The following is a 15,244-nucleotide window of genomic DNA, read 5'->3' on the forward strand; positions in this document are numbered from 1 at the left end:
AAGACTTCGGTTTGTCTGATGTAACACATCGGGAAGTCTAATTATATACCCCTTTTAAGCTAGCATTGGCTTGTTTTTAGCCAATTTGCTAGCTTTTTTTATCTTCAATCGCTCTTCACAATGCACAAATTGTCCTTTCCACCGAACTCATCTAAATGAAATTTATTATCAATTATATTGACAATATTATCCGACTCGTATACTATAATCTTCAAATCGTAACTATTACGATTTATTTTGTACAACTAATTTAAGGTTATTGATAACTCTACATACAATTATTTTTTTATCAATAACCTTAATAGAGAATTTACAACATAAAGGAGCATCATATGCATCGACAGATAGTTGAATTTTCTAAGTATAATCCATCAGGAAATATGACTATACTTGTTCACTCTAAACATCATCCTGAAGAATATGCATCAATCGCTAATCAATTAATGGAGACGACACATGTGTGTTGTGAACAAGTTGGTTTTATTGAATCTTGTGATTATACCAATGGGGATCAATTTCATTTAGTAATGAGTGGGAATGAATTTTGTGGGAATGCAACGATGTCATACATACATTATTTACAAGAACATCAATTGCTTGAAAGTGAGCAGTTTCAATTAAAAATATCAGGTTGTTCTCAAACCGTGTCATGTACCGTTCATAACCAGCAATATTATGAGGTCGGGATGCCTCAAGTGCAAAGTATTGTACCAAGACAATTAATTATCGCTGGTCAACCATACGATGCGCTCGAATTAATTTATGAAACTTACATACACTATGTTATTCAAACGCAAGAGACTACAATGAACTTCAAATACCAAGTCGAACAATTTGTCAGAGAACAACAATGGCATACTACATTTAAAACTATTGGAATCATGCTATTTGATTCACGACAACACTTTTTAATGCCACTTATTTATATACCTGAAGTGTAAAGCTTAATTTGGGAAAATAGCTGTGGCTCAGGTGCTGCTTCAATTGGTGTTTTCCAACAATATCAAACGAATCAACCATGTAAAGATTTCAAAGTGAAGCAACCAGGGGGAAGTATAGTGGTTTCTTCGACATACAGTAATAAAAAGGGATACATCACATCAATCAAAGGTCAAGTTTCAACTGTCGCAACAGGACTAGCATATATAGAACAGGAGACAAAGACACAATTATGAACCCAAAACACGGTATAAACAAACAGTTACAAGAATATCTAAGGCAATTTGAAACACTATATTACCAAGTATTAGAAGATGAGCATTATATCCAGGCATTGGAAACGCTAGTTGACCATTATAGTCAATTTATTTTAAATCCCATTGCTAAACATCAATTTGAAGACTGGAGCAACAATGAAGCAAAAGCAAGTTTAACTCACCAGCTTCAAGATATAACGTCACAGTGTGTAAAACGTGTTGAAGAAATACGTGCTAAAAGATTACTAGATGGACGATCCTCTACATCTGGTTACTTTGACAATGTAGAACAGTGTATTCATGAAGAATTCGGCCAATTTCATTTTGGTAAAGAAGATAAATTATTACTAATTGGGTCAGGTGCTTATCCTATGACGCTTGTTCAAGTAGCTAAAGAAACAGGTGCTTCTGTAATAGGCATTGATATCGATTCACAAGCAGTTGATTTAGGACAACGAATTGTTCAGGTGCTTGCTCCAAACGAAGATATAGTTATCACCAATCAAACTGTTGAAGAAATAGACGATATGCAGACGATTACGCACATCATTTTCAGCTCTACCATCCCTGTTAAATACGATATTCTAAATCAATTACACGCTATAACAAAAGATAACGTGGTTGTAGCGATGCGTTATGGAGATGGTATTAAATCGCTATTCAATTATCCATCTCAGCAAACAGAGGAAACAAAATGGCGTTGTGTCGAACGGCTCTCACGACCTGAACACATCTTTGATATTGCATTGTACCGCAAAGCTTCTAATAAAGGAGGTGCGATGCATGTCTAATACTTTAATAGTTGGAAGTGGACCTGTGGCCATTCAACTTGCTCAACTATATAGCCAAATGGCGCATCAAACTATTGATATGGTAAGTCGTGTTAAGACTTCAGCCAGCTCCCAACGTGTTTATAATGCGTATCAACGTGACGGTTATTTTAAGGTCACCACTCAAAATGCTGCACATCAACAACTTTCAGGTGAATTTAAAGTGCGACAATTTTATAAAGATATACAGGAAGTGAGTAGTACTTACAATACTCTAATCATGGCGTGCACGGCTGATGCGTATCGCTCAATATTAAATCGACTTGCAAAGGCCACAGTTGAGTGTCTACAACACATTGTTCTAGTATCTCCGACTTTAGGTTCTCATATGGTAATAGAACAACTGTTGTCAGAGTTAAATCTAGATGTAGAAGTAGTGTCCTTTTCAACATATTTAGGAGACACACGAGTAGTTGATACTACTCAACCACATCAGGTGCTCACATCAGGTGTGAAGTCAAAGTTATATGTTGGATCGACTCATACCGATTCAAGATTTATAGATCGTATATGTGTACTATTTCATCATTTGAATATCCAAATCGCTGTAATGGATACACCGTTACATGCTGAAGTACATAACAGCTCGCTCTATGTTCATCCTGCATTATTTATGAATGACTTTTCATTACAAGCAGTTTTCAAAGGGACAACAGTTCCTGTTTACGTCTATAAGTTATTTCCTGAAGGACCTATCACGATGAAACTGATACGAGAAATGCGTCAAATGTGGGTAGAGATGATGAAAATTTTAAACGAATTAAGAGTGCCGTCCGTCAATCTTTTAAAATTTATGGTCAAAGAGAATTATCCGGTCAGACCAGAAACGCTAAGTGAACGAGAAATTAATCAATTTGAAGACTTACCAGCGATACATCAAGAATATTTACTCTATGTTCGTTACACTGCTATTTTAATCGATCCATTTTCTGAACCAGATTCGAATGGACATTACTTTGACTTCTCGGCAGTACCATATAAACGTCTTTATATTGATGAAGAAGGCGTTACACACATTCCGCGAATGCCAAGTGAGGATAGCTATCGAACAGCTATGATTCAAGCTGTAGGGAGGGCGCTTAACGTTAAAACACCAATGATTGATCAATTTTTAGCACGTTATCGTAGCTATTGTGATGGCTACCGTGCAGAACACCCTAAACAATCTCTATCAGCTCAATTTGACTCACATCAGTACGATGAGGACATTGCTTTGGTAAAACAATTTTTAAAAAATAAAACTGAACATAATGCGACACATTAATACTTAAAGAACACACAACAATTATTATCAACATAGAAAGAGGAAACAAAATGAATAGATTAACAAAGATGAGTACGATTTTACTTGCATCAGGGATTTTATTAGCAAGTTGCGGTGGTAGTGAGGGATTAGAAAAGAAAAAAGAACAAAAGACATTATCTTATACAACTGTTAAGGACATCGGAGATATGAATCCTCATGTCTACGGTGGTTCAATGTCAGCAGAAAGTATGATTTATGAACCTCTGGTACGTCATACGAAAGAGGGGATTAAACCATTATTAGCAAAGAAATGGGATATTTCTGAGGATGGTAAAACATACACTTTTCATCTTAGAGAAGATGTAACTTTTCATGATGGTACAAAATTTGATGCTGAGGCAGTAAAGAAAAATATCGATGCTGTACAACAAAATAAAAAGTTACATTCTTGGTTAAAAATTTCCACACTTATCGACAATGTGAAAGTTAAAGATAAATACACAGTGCAGCTTCACTTAAAAGAAGCATATCAACCAGCCTTAGCAGAGCTTGCTATGCCTCGTCCATATGTATTTGTGTCTCCTAAAGACTTTAAAAACGGCACAACAAAAGATGGCGTGAAATCATTTGATGGTACAGGTCCGTTTAAAATGGGTCAACATCACAAAGATGAGTCAGCAGAATTTAATAAAAATAATCAATATTGGGGCGAAAAAGCTAAATTAGATAAAGTCGAAGCGAAAGTTAAACCCGCTGGAGAAACAGCATTCTTATCTATGAAAAAAGGTGAAACTAACTTTGCGTTTACCGATGATAGAGGAACTGACAGCTTAGATAAAGATAGTTTGAATCAACTCAAGGACACAGGACAATACCAAATAAAACGAAGTCAGCCAATGAATACGAAAATGCTTGTGGTGAACTCAGGTAATAAAGATAGCGCCGTTAGTGATAAGACAGTAAGGGAAGCACTAGGATATATGGTAAATCGAGATAAAATATCTAAAGACATTCTAGATGGTCAAGAAAAACCGGCAACTCAGTTATTTGCGAAAAATGTGACGGACATTAACTTCAACATGCCAACACGTCAATTTAATACTAAAAAAGCAGAAGCGCTATTAGATGAAGCTGGTTGGAAATTGTTCAAAAACAAAAACCTTCGTCAAAAGAATGGTAAAGTTTTAACCTTATCAATGTATTACGATAAAGGATCCTCTAATCAAAAGGAGCAAGCGGAATACTTACAAGCAGAATTTAAAAAATTAGGAGTTAAATTAGATATTAACGGAGAAACGTCAGATAAAGTTGCTGAAAGACGTACATCTGGAGATTATGATTTAATGTTCAATCAAACTTGGGGATTATTATATGATCCACAAAGTACGCTTGCAGCACTTAAAACCAAAACAGGATATGAAAGTGCAACCTCTGGCATTAAGAATAAATCAAAATTATATAAAGATATCGATGAGGCATTCAAAATACAGAATTCAAAGGATCGTTCTAAAGCATATCAACACATTTTAAAACAAGTAGATGAAGAAGGTATCTTCATTCCGATATCTTACGGCAGGATGACTGTGGTAGCACCTAAGGACTTAGACAAAGTGTCGTTTACACAATCACAATATGAATTACCATTTAACGAAATGCAATATAAGTAAAGGAGCATCTCGATGGTCAAATTTATAATAAAACGTATTGCACTCATGTTCCCTTTATTGATTGTAGTGAGTTTTATGACATTCATGATGACATACCTGACTAAAGGTGATCCAGCTGTTACGATTTTACATGCTCAAGGCACACCAAACATTACACCTCAGTTAATTGCAGAGACGAGAGAGAAGTATGGATTCAATGAACCCATATTGATTCAATATATGAATTGGCTTATTGAAGCTATACAGTTTAAGTTTGGTTCGAGTTACATTACTAGAGAATCAGTTTCAGAGCGCATTGGGCCTGCCTTCTTCAATACTTTCAAATTAACGTTGATTTCAAGTATTTCAGTTATTATCACATCTATTTTACTAGGGGTTATAAGTGCTCTAACTAAAGGGAAACTGACAGATCGCATTATTCGCTCAATCGCATTTTTCTTAACAGCACTACCATCATATTGGATTGCGTCGATGTTAATTATTTATATATCTGTAAAATTAAATGTATTACCAACTTCAGGTTTAACAGGTCCAGAAAGCTATATTTTACCTGTTCTTGTCGTCACTATTACTTACGCAGGTATTTATTTCAGAAATGTGAGACGTGCAATGATTGAGCAACTGAACGAAGATTACGTGTTGTATTTAAGAGCAAGCGGCGTGCATACGTTGACGTTATTGTCACATGTTTTACGTAATGCTTTACAAGTTGCAGTGTCCATCTTCTGTATGTCAGTGCCAATGATTATGGGCGGTCTTGTTGTTATTGAAAATGTCTTTGCCTGGCCAGGTCTTGGACAATTAAGTATTAAAGCGATTGTCGAACATGACTTCCCAGTTATACAAGCGTATGTATTAATTGTCGCTGTTTTATTTATCATATTTAACACATTGGCAGACATTATCAATGCATACTTAAATCCCAAATTAAGGGAGGCAATATGATGATACTTAAAAGATTATTGCAAGATAAAGGTGCAGTAATAGCAATGACCATTATCTGTGTATATGTGGCATTAGGTTTACTAGCACCTATCGTCACATTTTATGAACCTAATCAAATTGATACGGTGAATAAATTCGCAAGTATAAGTTGGTCACATTGGTTAGGGACTGATCATTTAGGACGAGATGTACTTACACGAATAATTTATGCTATTAGACCGAGTTTATTATATGTTTTCATTGCCTTAATTATTTCCGTTGCGATAGGAGCAATATTAGGATTTATTTCTGGTTATTTCCCAGGTTATATAGATGGCATCATCATGCGGTTATGTGATGTCATGTTAGCTTTTCCAAGTTATGTGGTGACATTAGCATTAATTACATTGTGTGGTATGGGTGTAGAAAATATTATTTTAGCATTCATACTTACGCGGTGGGCATGGTTCTGTCGAGTCATTCGCACAAGCGTCATGCAATATACTGAATCAGATCATGTAAAGTTTGCTAAAACAATTGGTATGAATCATATGACGATCATTTGGAAACATATTTTGCCACTCACGCTAGCGGATATCGCTATTATTTCAAGTAGTTCAATGTGTTCAATGATATTGCAGATGTCGGGGTTTTCATTTTTAGGGTTAGGTGTCAAAGCGCCCACTGCTGAGTGGGGAATGATGTTAAATGAGGCACGTAAAGTGATGTTCACGCACCCTGAAATGATGATCACTACAGGAATCGTGATCGTTATTATCGTAATGGCATTTAACTTCTTATCGGATGCGTTACAAGTTGCAATCGACCCGCGCATTACTTCTAAAGAGAAACAACGTGCTTTAAAGAAAGGTGTGATGTCGTCATGACACTTTTATCGGTTGAACATCTTCAAATCATAGATAGTTGGACGAACATTAAATTGGTAGAAGATGTGCACTTTAGTGTAGCTCATGGTGAAACATTAGGGATGATTGGGGAAAGCGGTAGTGGCAAATCCATTTCATGTAAAGCTTTGACAGGTTTAAACCCTGAACGTCTTCATGTGACAGGTGATATTTATTTTGAAAATCAAAACCTCATGCACTTATCCAAAAGGGATTTACGTCATAAACGAGGAAAGGATATTGCGATGGTGATGCAACAGGGTACACGTGCATTTGACCCTTCCACTCCAGTTGGTAAACAAATGTTTGAAACGATGCGTATACATACAATGTTATCTCAATTGCAGATTAAACAAACACTAGTAGAATATATGACATTTATGAAGCTGAAAGAGCCAGAAAAGATTTTAACGTCATATCCGCATATGTTGTCAGTTGGTATGTTGCAGCGTTTGATGATCATTTTAGCATTAGCGTTAAAACCTAAATTGATTATTGCAGATGAACCAACTACAGCTTTAGACACGATTACGCAATACGATGTGCTCAAAGCATTTCAAGATATTAAACATCACTTTAATTGTGCAATGATTTTTATTTCACATGACTTATCAGTGATTCATCATATTGCAGATCGAGTCATAGTGATGAAAGATGGGCGCGTGATTGAATCAGGAGCTACAGACGCTATACTGAACCAACCTAAGGATGCATATACACAATATTTGATATCCGCTAAAAAGAAAATAAATGAGCATTTTGAACGTGTGATGAGAGGTGAAATACATGCTAAAAGTAACCAATGTTGAGAAGTCATATGGTAAGAAACCTTTATTTCGTTCTGATTCCCAATTAATTATTAAAGGTATCTCATTTGAATGCTCAGTGGGTGAGAGTATTGGTATTATTGGAGAAAGTGGAAGCGGTAAGTCTACCCTCAGTCGGATGATTTTAGGTATTGAAAAACCGGACAAAGGACTAGTTACGCTAAATGAGCAGCCTATATTCCGAAAGAAAGTAAGACGACATCAAATAAGTGCAGTATTTCAAAATTATACGTCTTCGTTGCATCCTTTCCAAAATGTACAAGAAATCATGTTTGAAGTGATGTGTCGTTGTCACCATAAGCGAAAAGATGAGTTAGAAGTAGAAGTGATTCGACTATTAGAAGAAGTAGGGCTATCAGCAGAATACTTAGATAAATATCCGCATATGTTATCTGGTGGAGAAGCTCAACGTGTGGCGATTGCACGTGCTATTAGTATAAATCCTCAATATATTTTATTTGATGAGGCCATTAGTTCATTAGACATGTCTATTCAAACTCAGATTTTAGACTTATTGAGACGATTAAGACGTACACGTCATTTGAGTTATATCTTTATCACACATGATATTCAAGCAGCAACTTATGTGTGTGATCGGTTAATCATTTTTAAGGGCGGTCAAATCGAAGAATGTATAGCGACGCACGATTTACATTTAAGTCGTCATCCTTATACGACAGCATTGATTCATAAACAATTGATATTCTAAGGAGTGAGACAATGAAAGGAGCCATGGCTTGGCCATTTCTAAGATTATACATACTGACATTAATGTTTTTCAGTGCAAATGCAATATTAAATGTATTTATTCCATTACGCGGGCATCATTGGGGTGCTTCTAATTCAGTTATCGGTATTGTGATGGGGGCTTATATGTTAACAGCAATGGTATTCCGTCCATGGGCAGGACAGATTATTGCGCGTGTAGGTCCCATTAAAGTATTGCGGATGATCTTATTAATTAATGCGTGTGCGTTAATATTATACGGTTTCACAGAGATAGAAGGATACTTTATAGCAAGAGTGATGCAAGGTGTATGTACAGCATTCTTCTCTATGTCCTTACAACTTGGTATTATCGATGCACTACCGGAAGAGCATCGTTCAGAAGGAGTATCCTTATATTCGTTATTCTCAACAATTCCTAATTTAATAGGACCGTTAATTGCTGTTGGTATATGGAATTATGGACATATGTCTATTTTTGCAATAGTGATGATAGGGATTGCAGCGATGACGACATTCTTCGGTTACCGAGTGACCTTTGTTGAATCAGAGCCCGACACAAGTGATAAGATTGAACCATTACAATTTAACGCTTTTACAGTATTTGCCCATTTCTTTAAAAATAAAGAACTTTTTAATAGTGGGTTAATTATGATGATTGTATCTATTGTCTTTGGGGCAGTAAGTACATTTGTGCCACTGTATACAATACAATACGAATTTGCAAATGCAGGAATATTTTTAACGATTCAAGCCATAGCAGTGGTACTAGCGCGGATGTATTTACGTAAATATATACCATCAGATGGACGCTGGCACCCATTATATATGGTGAGTGTACTGTTGTTACTCGCCATTGCGTCATTGATTGTGGCAATAGGACCTCATGTACATGTAGTTATCTTTTACCTAAGCGCTATATTCATTGGTGTTACACAAGCACTTGTTTATCCAACACTTACATCGTATTTAAGCTTTGTGTTGCCTAAATCTGGACGAAATATGTTACTTGGATTGTTTATTGCCTGTGCAGATTTAGGAGTTTCACTAGGTGGAAGTATAATGGGACCCATATCGGACTTAGTTGGATTAAGTTGGATGTATGTGATTTGTGGAATATTAGTCATGTGCATGATGTTGATGAGTATCATGAAAAGAGGTAATGTCATTTAACTAAGATGAAGTGAAATAATTTGAAATAATATATGAAAAGAACAACAATATATTAAATTTGATACATTCTTTTCTCTAAAGTAATGAGAAGATAAATTAAATCACAATTTACCGAAGAATAATTATCAAGCGCAAATTTGAAATGGGTGGATTTCAGGTTTGCGCTTTTTTAGGTCTATAAATAAAGTCATTATATTAAGTCTACCTATTAAAAAACATCTACCTTGGTTGCGTTAAAATCTCACAACGGGTAGATGTTTCTTATATATTACGATTGACTTTTACCTTTATTTCCATGGCATTGGAATATGTAAGTGTAATAAGTCGAATTTTTAATTAATGAGCCAATAATAGATGCTAAGATCAATCCAGTTACTGCAACTGCAGCAATCGTGATAATTGATTTAATAGGAGTATTGAATCCGAATAATACAATCGTACCAATTGCCATTAACAAACTTATTAGTCCTAGAATATTTGTAATTACCGTGCGTGGAGTGCTAGCCATATGCATAATGTTAATGAGTATGATGAAACACCGAAGTGTGAGTTGAAAATTCATAAATTCTAAATATTAATTTTTATCGTACTAAAGCATGCAGACCTCTGAATTTTGGTAATTAAATTTTCAAAGTTGGACTTTTATGAGTAAAAGTATTTATAATGAAACATACTATCTTAGTCATATTAATTGTTAAACGTGTATGAAAACATTGATTATAACAATTTTCAAAATAAAGGAATGAGGCGTAATGGCTAGAGTATCGAAAAAACAATACATTCTTGAATCCGCGGCCAGTATTATTAATGAGCAAGGTGCAGACTATTTAACTTTAGATGCTGTAGCAAAAAAAGCTGGTGTTAGTAAAGGTGGTTTACTTTATCATTTCAAAAGTAAAGAGGGACTCATTCAAGAGCTTGTGAATTATGCAAATAATCTTTACCAAGAAAAAGTTAATAAATATGTCAATTCTGATTCTGATGAGTCTGGACAATGGTTAAATGCATTTATAGAAGCGACACGTGAACATAGAACGGAAAATGCGCCTATTACATCAGGAATGCTTGCTGCCCAAGGTTCTAATAAACTATTATTATCACCTTTACGTGAGTCTTATCAAGATTGGCAAAATCATATTGAGAGTGATGGTTTAGACGAAGTGGATGCGACAATCATTAGGCTAGCTGTAGATGGTTTATGGTTGTCAGAAATATTTGGTATTAGTGCAATAGATGAAAAAATGAGAGAACAAGTCATTCAAAGATTAAAAGAACAAGTTCAAAAAAATAAAAAAATTTAAAATTTCTATAAGCATAGAGCTGAGTGGTGTTAGACGCATTACTCGGCTCTATTTTTTTATAGAGCTGTTGAAACTAAACCGACTGGTTGGTATAGTAACTACTGTCTTAAAACTAAAAATATAGAGGTGTTAAAGATGAATAAAGTTCTATTAACAGCAGCCATCACAGGTGCTGGCGATACAATTCAAAAAAATGAAAATGTTCCAGTTACACCACAAGAACTCGCTGATTCAGCAATTAAATGTGCCAGAGCAGGAGCTACAGTTGCTCATATTCATGTTAGAGATCCAGAAACTGGAGGCGTAAGCCATAATCCAGAACTTTACGCAGAAACAGTAAGACTTATAAGAGAAGCAGAAGAAGATATTATTATCAATATTACTTCTGGAGGTGGGGGTGACTTTATTCCAAGTCTAGAACATCCAGAAACAGGTGGAGAAGGCACTTGGATTCAAACCCCAGAAGAACGTCATAAACCCGTTGGAGATTTATTACCAGAGATGTGTACATTAGATTGTGGCAGTGTCAATATGGGTGATTCTGTTTATTTAAGCCCCGCATCTTGGTTACGTAAACAAGCTGAAATGGTTAAAAATGCTGGGGTTAAACCTGAACTAGAATGTTTTGATACAGGCCATGTCAGTTTCGCTAAACAAATGATTGAGGAAGGCCTTATCGATGGCGATCCAATGTTTCAATTCTGCTTAGGCATACCTTGGGGCGCTGAAAATGATCCAGAAACAATTGATTATTTAAAATCACGTATCCCTGATAATGCACATTGGTCAGCATTTGGTATTGGGAAAATGCAATTACCGACAGTGAGAGAAGTTGCTCAACGTGGCGGAAACATACGTGTGGGCTTAGAGGATAATATTTACATTTCTAAAGGTGTTAAAGCAACAAACGAAGCACTTGTCGAAGAAGCTAAAAAGATCTTAAAAGAACTAGATATCGAACCATTAACACCAGCAGAAGCTAGAGAAAAATTCAATCTCAGAACTCCTAAAGGAGGCCAATCATGAAAGTAGCAGTTGTAGGAACAGGTGTTATAGGAGGTGGTTGGATTACTCGAATGCTTGCCCACGGACATGAGGTCATCGCTACAGATCCAAGTGAAGGCGCATATGAGAGAATGTTGGCGCAAGTGAAACAGAATTGGCCATATGCTGAACAAATGGGGCTTGCCGACAACGCATCTCTAGAGAATTTGACATTTACCACAGATTTAAAAGAAGCTGTTAAAGAAGTTGAACACATACAAGAAAATGTACCTGAAGTTGAGGTAATTAAAGATACAGTTTTAAGAGAGATTGATTTTTATGCATCACCTTATGCAACAATTGGCTCAAGTACTTCAGGAATTATGCCTTCAGAATTACAGAAAAATTTATCACACCCAGAGCGCTTAGTCGTTGCACATCCATTCCATCCTGTGTATATCTTGCCACTTGTAGAAATTGTACCTGGTAAACAAACTTCAGAGGAAAATACTATAAAAGCTAAACAATTCTATGAAGGTATTGGAATGGACGTGTTACATGTACGCCATGAAATTGAAGGTCACATTGCCGACCGTCTAATGGAAGCATTATGGAGAGAAGCATTACACATTGTTAACGACGGTATAGCAACAACTGAAGAGGTAGATAAAGCTTTCACTCACGCAGCCGGTTTACGTTATGCACAATATGGCCCATTTATGACTTTCCACTTAGCTGGAGGCGAAGGTGGTATGCGTCATATGCTTAAACAGTTTGGTCCGGCGCTCAAAAAGCCATGGACGAAACTTGTTGCACCTGAGTTAACAGAAGATTTATACGACAAGGTAGTTACAGGAAGTGAAGCATCTTCACAAGGTTATACAATGTCAGAATTAGACCAAAAACGTAATGAATTCCTAATAAAAGTCAAAGCGTTGGCAGAACAATATTGGCCTGAAGGTTCAGATATACTTAAAAATTCGAGTCAGGAGGTACGTTAAACGTAATGAAGCAGTATCAATATGACACGAAAGTGATTCAAGAATGGGTGGATCATAATGGACATATGAATGATGCAGAATACAATCGCGTATTAAGTGATGCAACAGATGATTGGTTAGCACATCTAGGTTTAACTCTAGAGACCATTAAAACGTTGCATTATACTGTCTTCACTTTAGAGAATCATTTGACCTTTTTAAAAGAAATGAAACTTGATGAAGATATTAGTGTTAAAGTCCACCTTTACGATTATGACAGTAAACGACTCCATGTATTTATGGAAATGTTGAATTCTGAACAAGCGCTTACATCGACTTATGAAGTGATGTTAATGGGGATAGATACTGAAAACGGAAGACCTTCGCCATTCCCTGATTCAATAGCTCATAATATTGAGGCATATTACAAGAAAGATGAGATGACAACTCGACCTAAACAATTAGGTCATCAAATTGGTATTACAAGAAAATAGCATGCTTAGTGTTAAGCACGACGCACTTGATTAGTGCGGTGAGATTACAAGTTGAACTTGATACATTTAAGGACTTACTGTGCCTTGTTTTTACTTAGTTACCTTTGTATAACATCCACATTAAGTCCTTAATTTTTAAGCAAAATCATTAAAATAAACAGAAAGGAATGGACGTATGTTAAGTATTAAAAACTTATCAAAAGTCTATGCAGGTAAAAAAAGAGCTGTAGACAACATGAATATCGATATTGAAGAAGGAGATTTCGTTGCGTTTATAGGTACAAGCGGTAGTGGTAAGACAACGGCATTAAGAATGATTAACCGCATGATTGAATCAACAGAAGGTGAAATTACTATCAATGGCAAGAACATTCGTCAGATGAACGCAGTGGAATTACGTCGCAGTATTGGTTATGTCATTCAACAAATTGGACTCATGCCACATATGACTGTCAAAGACAATATTGTATTGGTACCCAAATTATTAAAATGGTCGCAAGAGAAAAAAGATCAAAAAGCGAAAGAACTAATTCGTTTAGTAGACTTACCTGAAGATTACTTAAATCGCTATCCTTCAGAATTATCAGGCGGACAACAACAACGTATCGGTGTAGTTAGAGCACTTGCTGCCGAACAGGATATCATTTTGATGGATGAGCCTTTCGGAGCACTTGATCCTATTACAAGAGATACATTACAAGATTTAGTAAAGAAACTTCAGAAACAGTTAGGTAAAACCTTTATAATTGTCACACATGATATGGATGAAGCGATTAAGCTTGCTGACAAAATTTGTATTATGTCTGAAGGTAAAGTCATTCAATATGATACACCTGATAACATCTTACGTCAGCCAGCGAATGATTTCGTCCGTGATTTCATAGGACAGAACCGTCTTATTCAAGATAGACCCAATATTCGTACAGTCGAAGATGCCATGATTAAACCAATTACTGTTCATGTGGATCGTTCTTTAGATGAGGCAGTTAATATCATGAGACAACGTCGTGTTGATACGATATTTGTTGTAGGTAATGATGAGCATCTATTGGGTTACTTAGATATTGAAGATATTAATCAAGGTCTACGTAAGAAAAATGAATTAATAGACACAATGCAAAGAGATATTTATAGCGTTCGAATTGATAGTAAGTTGCAAGATTCTGTTCGTACAATTTTAAAACGAAATGTAAGAAATGTTCCTGTAGTTAGTGATGACAATAAGACACTTGTAGGTTTAGTAACAAGAGCGAATCTTGTTGATATTGTCTATGACAGCATTTGGGGAGAAGACGGTAACGTGAGTTCCCAGGAGAATGATGGAATCATTGAACCTCATACATCAGGGGTTGATGAACGATGATTAAATACTTAACCGACAATGCAAGTGCACTATTTGAGAAAACGCTAGAGCATCTTTATATTTCAGTATTTGCTTTGTTAATAGCAATTATTATAGCTATTCCTTTAGGTATTTTACTGTCTAAAACTGATAAACTCTCGAAAATTTCGTTAACAATTGCTGGTATATTACAAACGATTCCAACTTTAGCAATCTTGGCACTTATGATTCCTTTATTTGGTGTCGGTAAAACACCAGCAATTATAGCTTTATTTCTATATGTTTTACTACCGATATTAAATAATACGATTATTGGCGTTCAAAATATCGATAGTAATGTTAAAGAAGCGGGACGTAGTATGGGGATGACAGGTATTCAACTAATGAAAGATGTTCAATTACCACTTGCATTACCAATGATATTGAGTGGTATTCGTTTATCTTCAGTATATGTAATTAGTTGGGCAACACTTGCAAGTTATGTTGGTGCTGGAGGACTAGGTGACTTTATTTTTAATGGTTTAAACTTATTTGAACCAGCGATGATTATAACTGCAACAATTCTCGTTACATTATTGGCACTTATCGTAGACTTCTGTTTATCAATGATTGAGAAATGGTTGGTCCCTTAAGGTTTAAGAATTACCGG

The 15,244-nt window shown here is 35.7% G+C and carries 15 protein-coding genes and 1 pseudogene; 15 read left to right on the top strand and 1 reads right to left on the bottom strand.

The features are described 5' to 3' along the window. Positions 1 to 332 precede the first annotated feature (332 nt). From cntK to HMPREF2642_RS02465, 9 genes and pseudogenes are all read left to right on the top strand, one after another. Positions 333 to 1,175 (top strand): annotated as a pseudogene (gene cntK / locus HMPREF2642_RS02425) (histidine racemase CntK). After that, positions 1,172 to 1,987: a staphylopine biosynthesis enzyme CntL gene (cntL, locus tag HMPREF2642_RS02430; RefSeq protein WP_030061407.1), complete on the top strand. Its 816-nt coding sequence runs from the start codon at positions 1,172 to 1,174 to the stop codon at positions 1,985 to 1,987. Before cntK ends, cntL begins: the two are co-directional and overlap by 4 nt. Further along, positions 1,980 to 3,290, top strand: a complete 1,311-nt coding sequence (gene cntM / locus HMPREF2642_RS02435) for a staphylopine biosynthesis dehydrogenase (protein WP_070597633.1) — start codon at positions 1,980 to 1,982, stop codon at positions 3,288 to 3,290. Before cntL ends, cntM begins: the two co-directional genes overlap by 8 nt. A 50-nt stretch (positions 3,291 to 3,340) precedes the next feature. Continuing rightward, the gene (gene nikA / locus HMPREF2642_RS02440; protein ID WP_070597634.1) at positions 3,341 to 4,939 is read left to right on the top strand and encodes a staphylopine-dependent metal ABC transporter substrate-binding lipoprotein; all 1,599 of its coding nucleotides are present in this window, start codon (positions 3,341 to 3,343) and stop codon (positions 4,937 to 4,939) included. A gap of 12 nt (positions 4,940 to 4,951) precedes the next feature. Then, positions 4,952 to 5,884: a nickel/cobalt ABC transporter permease gene (gene opp1B, locus HMPREF2642_RS02445; protein WP_049326492.1), complete on the top strand. Its 933-nt coding sequence runs from the start codon at positions 4,952 to 4,954 to the stop codon at positions 5,882 to 5,884. Beyond that, positions 5,881 to 6,750 (top strand): staphylopine uptake ABC transporter permease subunit CntC, encoded by an 870-nt coding sequence (gene opp1C / locus HMPREF2642_RS02450; protein ID WP_037550738.1) that lies wholly within the window; start codon positions 5,881 to 5,883, stop codon positions 6,748 to 6,750. The genes opp1B and opp1C overlap by 4 nt, the downstream gene beginning before the upstream one ends. Then, complete coding sequence (locus HMPREF2642_RS02455; RefSeq protein WP_070597635.1) at positions 6,747 to 7,577, top strand: staphylopine uptake ABC transporter ATP-binding protein CntD; 831 nt, start codon at positions 6,747 to 6,749, stop codon at positions 7,575 to 7,577. The genes opp1C and HMPREF2642_RS02455 overlap by 4 nt, the downstream gene beginning before the upstream one ends. Further along, entirely contained in the window at positions 7,555 to 8,304 is a 750-nt protein-coding gene (locus HMPREF2642_RS02460; RefSeq protein ID WP_030061420.1) for an ABC transporter ATP-binding protein, read from the top strand. The genes HMPREF2642_RS02455 and HMPREF2642_RS02460 overlap by 23 nt, the downstream gene beginning before the upstream one ends. Before the next feature lie 11 nt (positions 8,305 to 8,315). Beyond that, positions 8,316 to 9,494, top strand: a complete 1,179-nt coding sequence (locus HMPREF2642_RS02465) for a staphylopine family metallophore export MFS transporter CntE (protein WP_030061422.1) — start codon at positions 8,316 to 8,318, stop codon at positions 9,492 to 9,494. 268 nt (positions 9,495 to 9,762) lie between these two features. Here the strand turns inward: HMPREF2642_RS02465 and HMPREF2642_RS02470 are convergent, their stop codons facing one another. Beyond that, the gene (locus HMPREF2642_RS02470) at positions 9,763 to 10,002 is read right to left on the bottom strand and encodes a hypothetical protein (protein WP_227959558.1); all 240 of its coding nucleotides are present in this window, start codon (positions 10,000 to 10,002) and stop codon (positions 9,763 to 9,765) included. A gap of 244 nt (positions 10,003 to 10,246) precedes the next feature. On the opposite strand from HMPREF2642_RS02470, the gene HMPREF2642_RS02475 reads away from it, so the two are divergent. The 6 genes from HMPREF2642_RS02475 (at position 10,247) to HMPREF2642_RS02500 (ending at position 15,227) form a co-directional block, all read left to right on the top strand. Further along, positions 10,247 to 10,795: a TetR/AcrR family transcriptional regulator gene (locus HMPREF2642_RS02475; protein ID WP_002454293.1), complete on the top strand. Its 549-nt coding sequence runs from the start codon at positions 10,247 to 10,249 to the stop codon at positions 10,793 to 10,795. Between the two features lie 135 nt (positions 10,796 to 10,930). Continuing rightward, complete coding sequence (locus HMPREF2642_RS02480) at positions 10,931 to 11,821, top strand: beta-keto acid cleavage family enzyme (RefSeq protein ID WP_030056870.1); 891 nt, start codon at positions 10,931 to 10,933, stop codon at positions 11,819 to 11,821. Continuing rightward, a complete protein-coding gene (locus HMPREF2642_RS02485) occupies positions 11,818 to 12,780 on the top strand; it encodes a 3-hydroxyacyl-CoA dehydrogenase NAD-binding domain-containing protein (protein ID WP_070597637.1) in 963 nt (320 codons plus the stop codon). The genes HMPREF2642_RS02480 and HMPREF2642_RS02485 overlap by 4 nt, the downstream gene beginning before the upstream one ends. Before the next feature lie 5 nt (positions 12,781 to 12,785). Continuing rightward, positions 12,786 to 13,253 (top strand): thioesterase family protein, encoded by a 468-nt coding sequence (locus tag HMPREF2642_RS02490; RefSeq protein ID WP_030056865.1) that lies wholly within the window; start codon positions 12,786 to 12,788, stop codon positions 13,251 to 13,253. A gap of 175 nt (positions 13,254 to 13,428) precedes the next feature. Beyond that, the gene (locus HMPREF2642_RS02495; protein ID WP_030056863.1) at positions 13,429 to 14,616 is read left to right on the top strand and encodes a betaine/proline/choline family ABC transporter ATP-binding protein; all 1,188 of its coding nucleotides are present in this window, start codon (positions 13,429 to 13,431) and stop codon (positions 14,614 to 14,616) included. After that, the gene (locus tag HMPREF2642_RS02500; protein ID WP_070597638.1) at positions 14,613 to 15,227 is read left to right on the top strand and encodes an ABC transporter permease; all 615 of its coding nucleotides are present in this window, start codon (positions 14,613 to 14,615) and stop codon (positions 15,225 to 15,227) included. Before HMPREF2642_RS02495 ends, HMPREF2642_RS02500 begins: the two co-directional genes overlap by 4 nt. Positions 15,228 to 15,244: the final 17 nt, after the last annotated feature.

Origin of the sequence: Staphylococcus sp. HMSC055A09 (assembly GCF_001809655.1) — a bacterium.
Lineage (GTDB): Bacteria > Bacillota > Bacilli > Staphylococcales > Staphylococcaceae > Staphylococcus > Staphylococcus capitis.

What these genes read in the sequence shown, in the direction of transcription:
- cntL (WP_030061407.1), top strand. Translation starts at nt 1,172, where the DNA reads ATGAACCCAAAACACGGTATAAACAAACAGTTACAAGAATATCTAAGG.
- cntM (WP_070597633.1), top strand. Translation starts at nt 1,980, where the DNA reads ATGTCTAATACTTTAATAGTTGGAAGTGGACCTGTGGCCATTCAACTT.
- nikA (WP_070597634.1), top strand. Translation starts at nt 3,341, where the DNA reads ATGAATAGATTAACAAAGATGAGTACGATTTTACTTGCATCAGGGATT.
- opp1B (WP_049326492.1), top strand. Translation starts at nt 4,952, where the DNA reads ATGGTCAAATTTATAATAAAACGTATTGCACTCATGTTCCCTTTATTG.
- opp1C (WP_037550738.1), top strand. Translation starts at nt 5,881, where the DNA reads ATGATGATACTTAAAAGATTATTGCAAGATAAAGGTGCAGTAATAGCA.
- HMPREF2642_RS02455 (WP_070597635.1), top strand. Translation starts at nt 6,747, where the DNA reads ATGACACTTTTATCGGTTGAACATCTTCAAATCATAGATAGTTGGACG.
- HMPREF2642_RS02460 (WP_030061420.1), top strand. Translation starts at nt 7,555, where the DNA reads ATGCTAAAAGTAACCAATGTTGAGAAGTCATATGGTAAGAAACCTTTA.
- HMPREF2642_RS02465 (WP_030061422.1), top strand. Translation starts at nt 8,316, where the DNA reads ATGAAAGGAGCCATGGCTTGGCCATTTCTAAGATTATACATACTGACA.
- HMPREF2642_RS02470 (WP_227959558.1), bottom strand. Translation starts at nt 10,002, where the DNA reads ATGGCTAGCACTCCACGCACGGTAATTACAAATATTCTAGGACTAATA.
- HMPREF2642_RS02475 (WP_002454293.1), top strand. Translation starts at nt 10,247, where the DNA reads ATGGCTAGAGTATCGAAAAAACAATACATTCTTGAATCCGCGGCCAGT.
- HMPREF2642_RS02480 (WP_030056870.1), top strand. Translation starts at nt 10,931, where the DNA reads ATGAATAAAGTTCTATTAACAGCAGCCATCACAGGTGCTGGCGATACA.
- HMPREF2642_RS02485 (WP_070597637.1), top strand. Translation starts at nt 11,818, where the DNA reads ATGAAAGTAGCAGTTGTAGGAACAGGTGTTATAGGAGGTGGTTGGATT.
- HMPREF2642_RS02490 (WP_030056865.1), top strand. Translation starts at nt 12,786, where the DNA reads ATGAAGCAGTATCAATATGACACGAAAGTGATTCAAGAATGGGTGGAT.
- HMPREF2642_RS02495 (WP_030056863.1), top strand. Translation starts at nt 13,429, where the DNA reads ATGTTAAGTATTAAAAACTTATCAAAAGTCTATGCAGGTAAAAAAAGA.
- HMPREF2642_RS02500 (WP_070597638.1), top strand. Translation starts at nt 14,613, where the DNA reads ATGATTAAATACTTAACCGACAATGCAAGTGCACTATTTGAGAAAACG.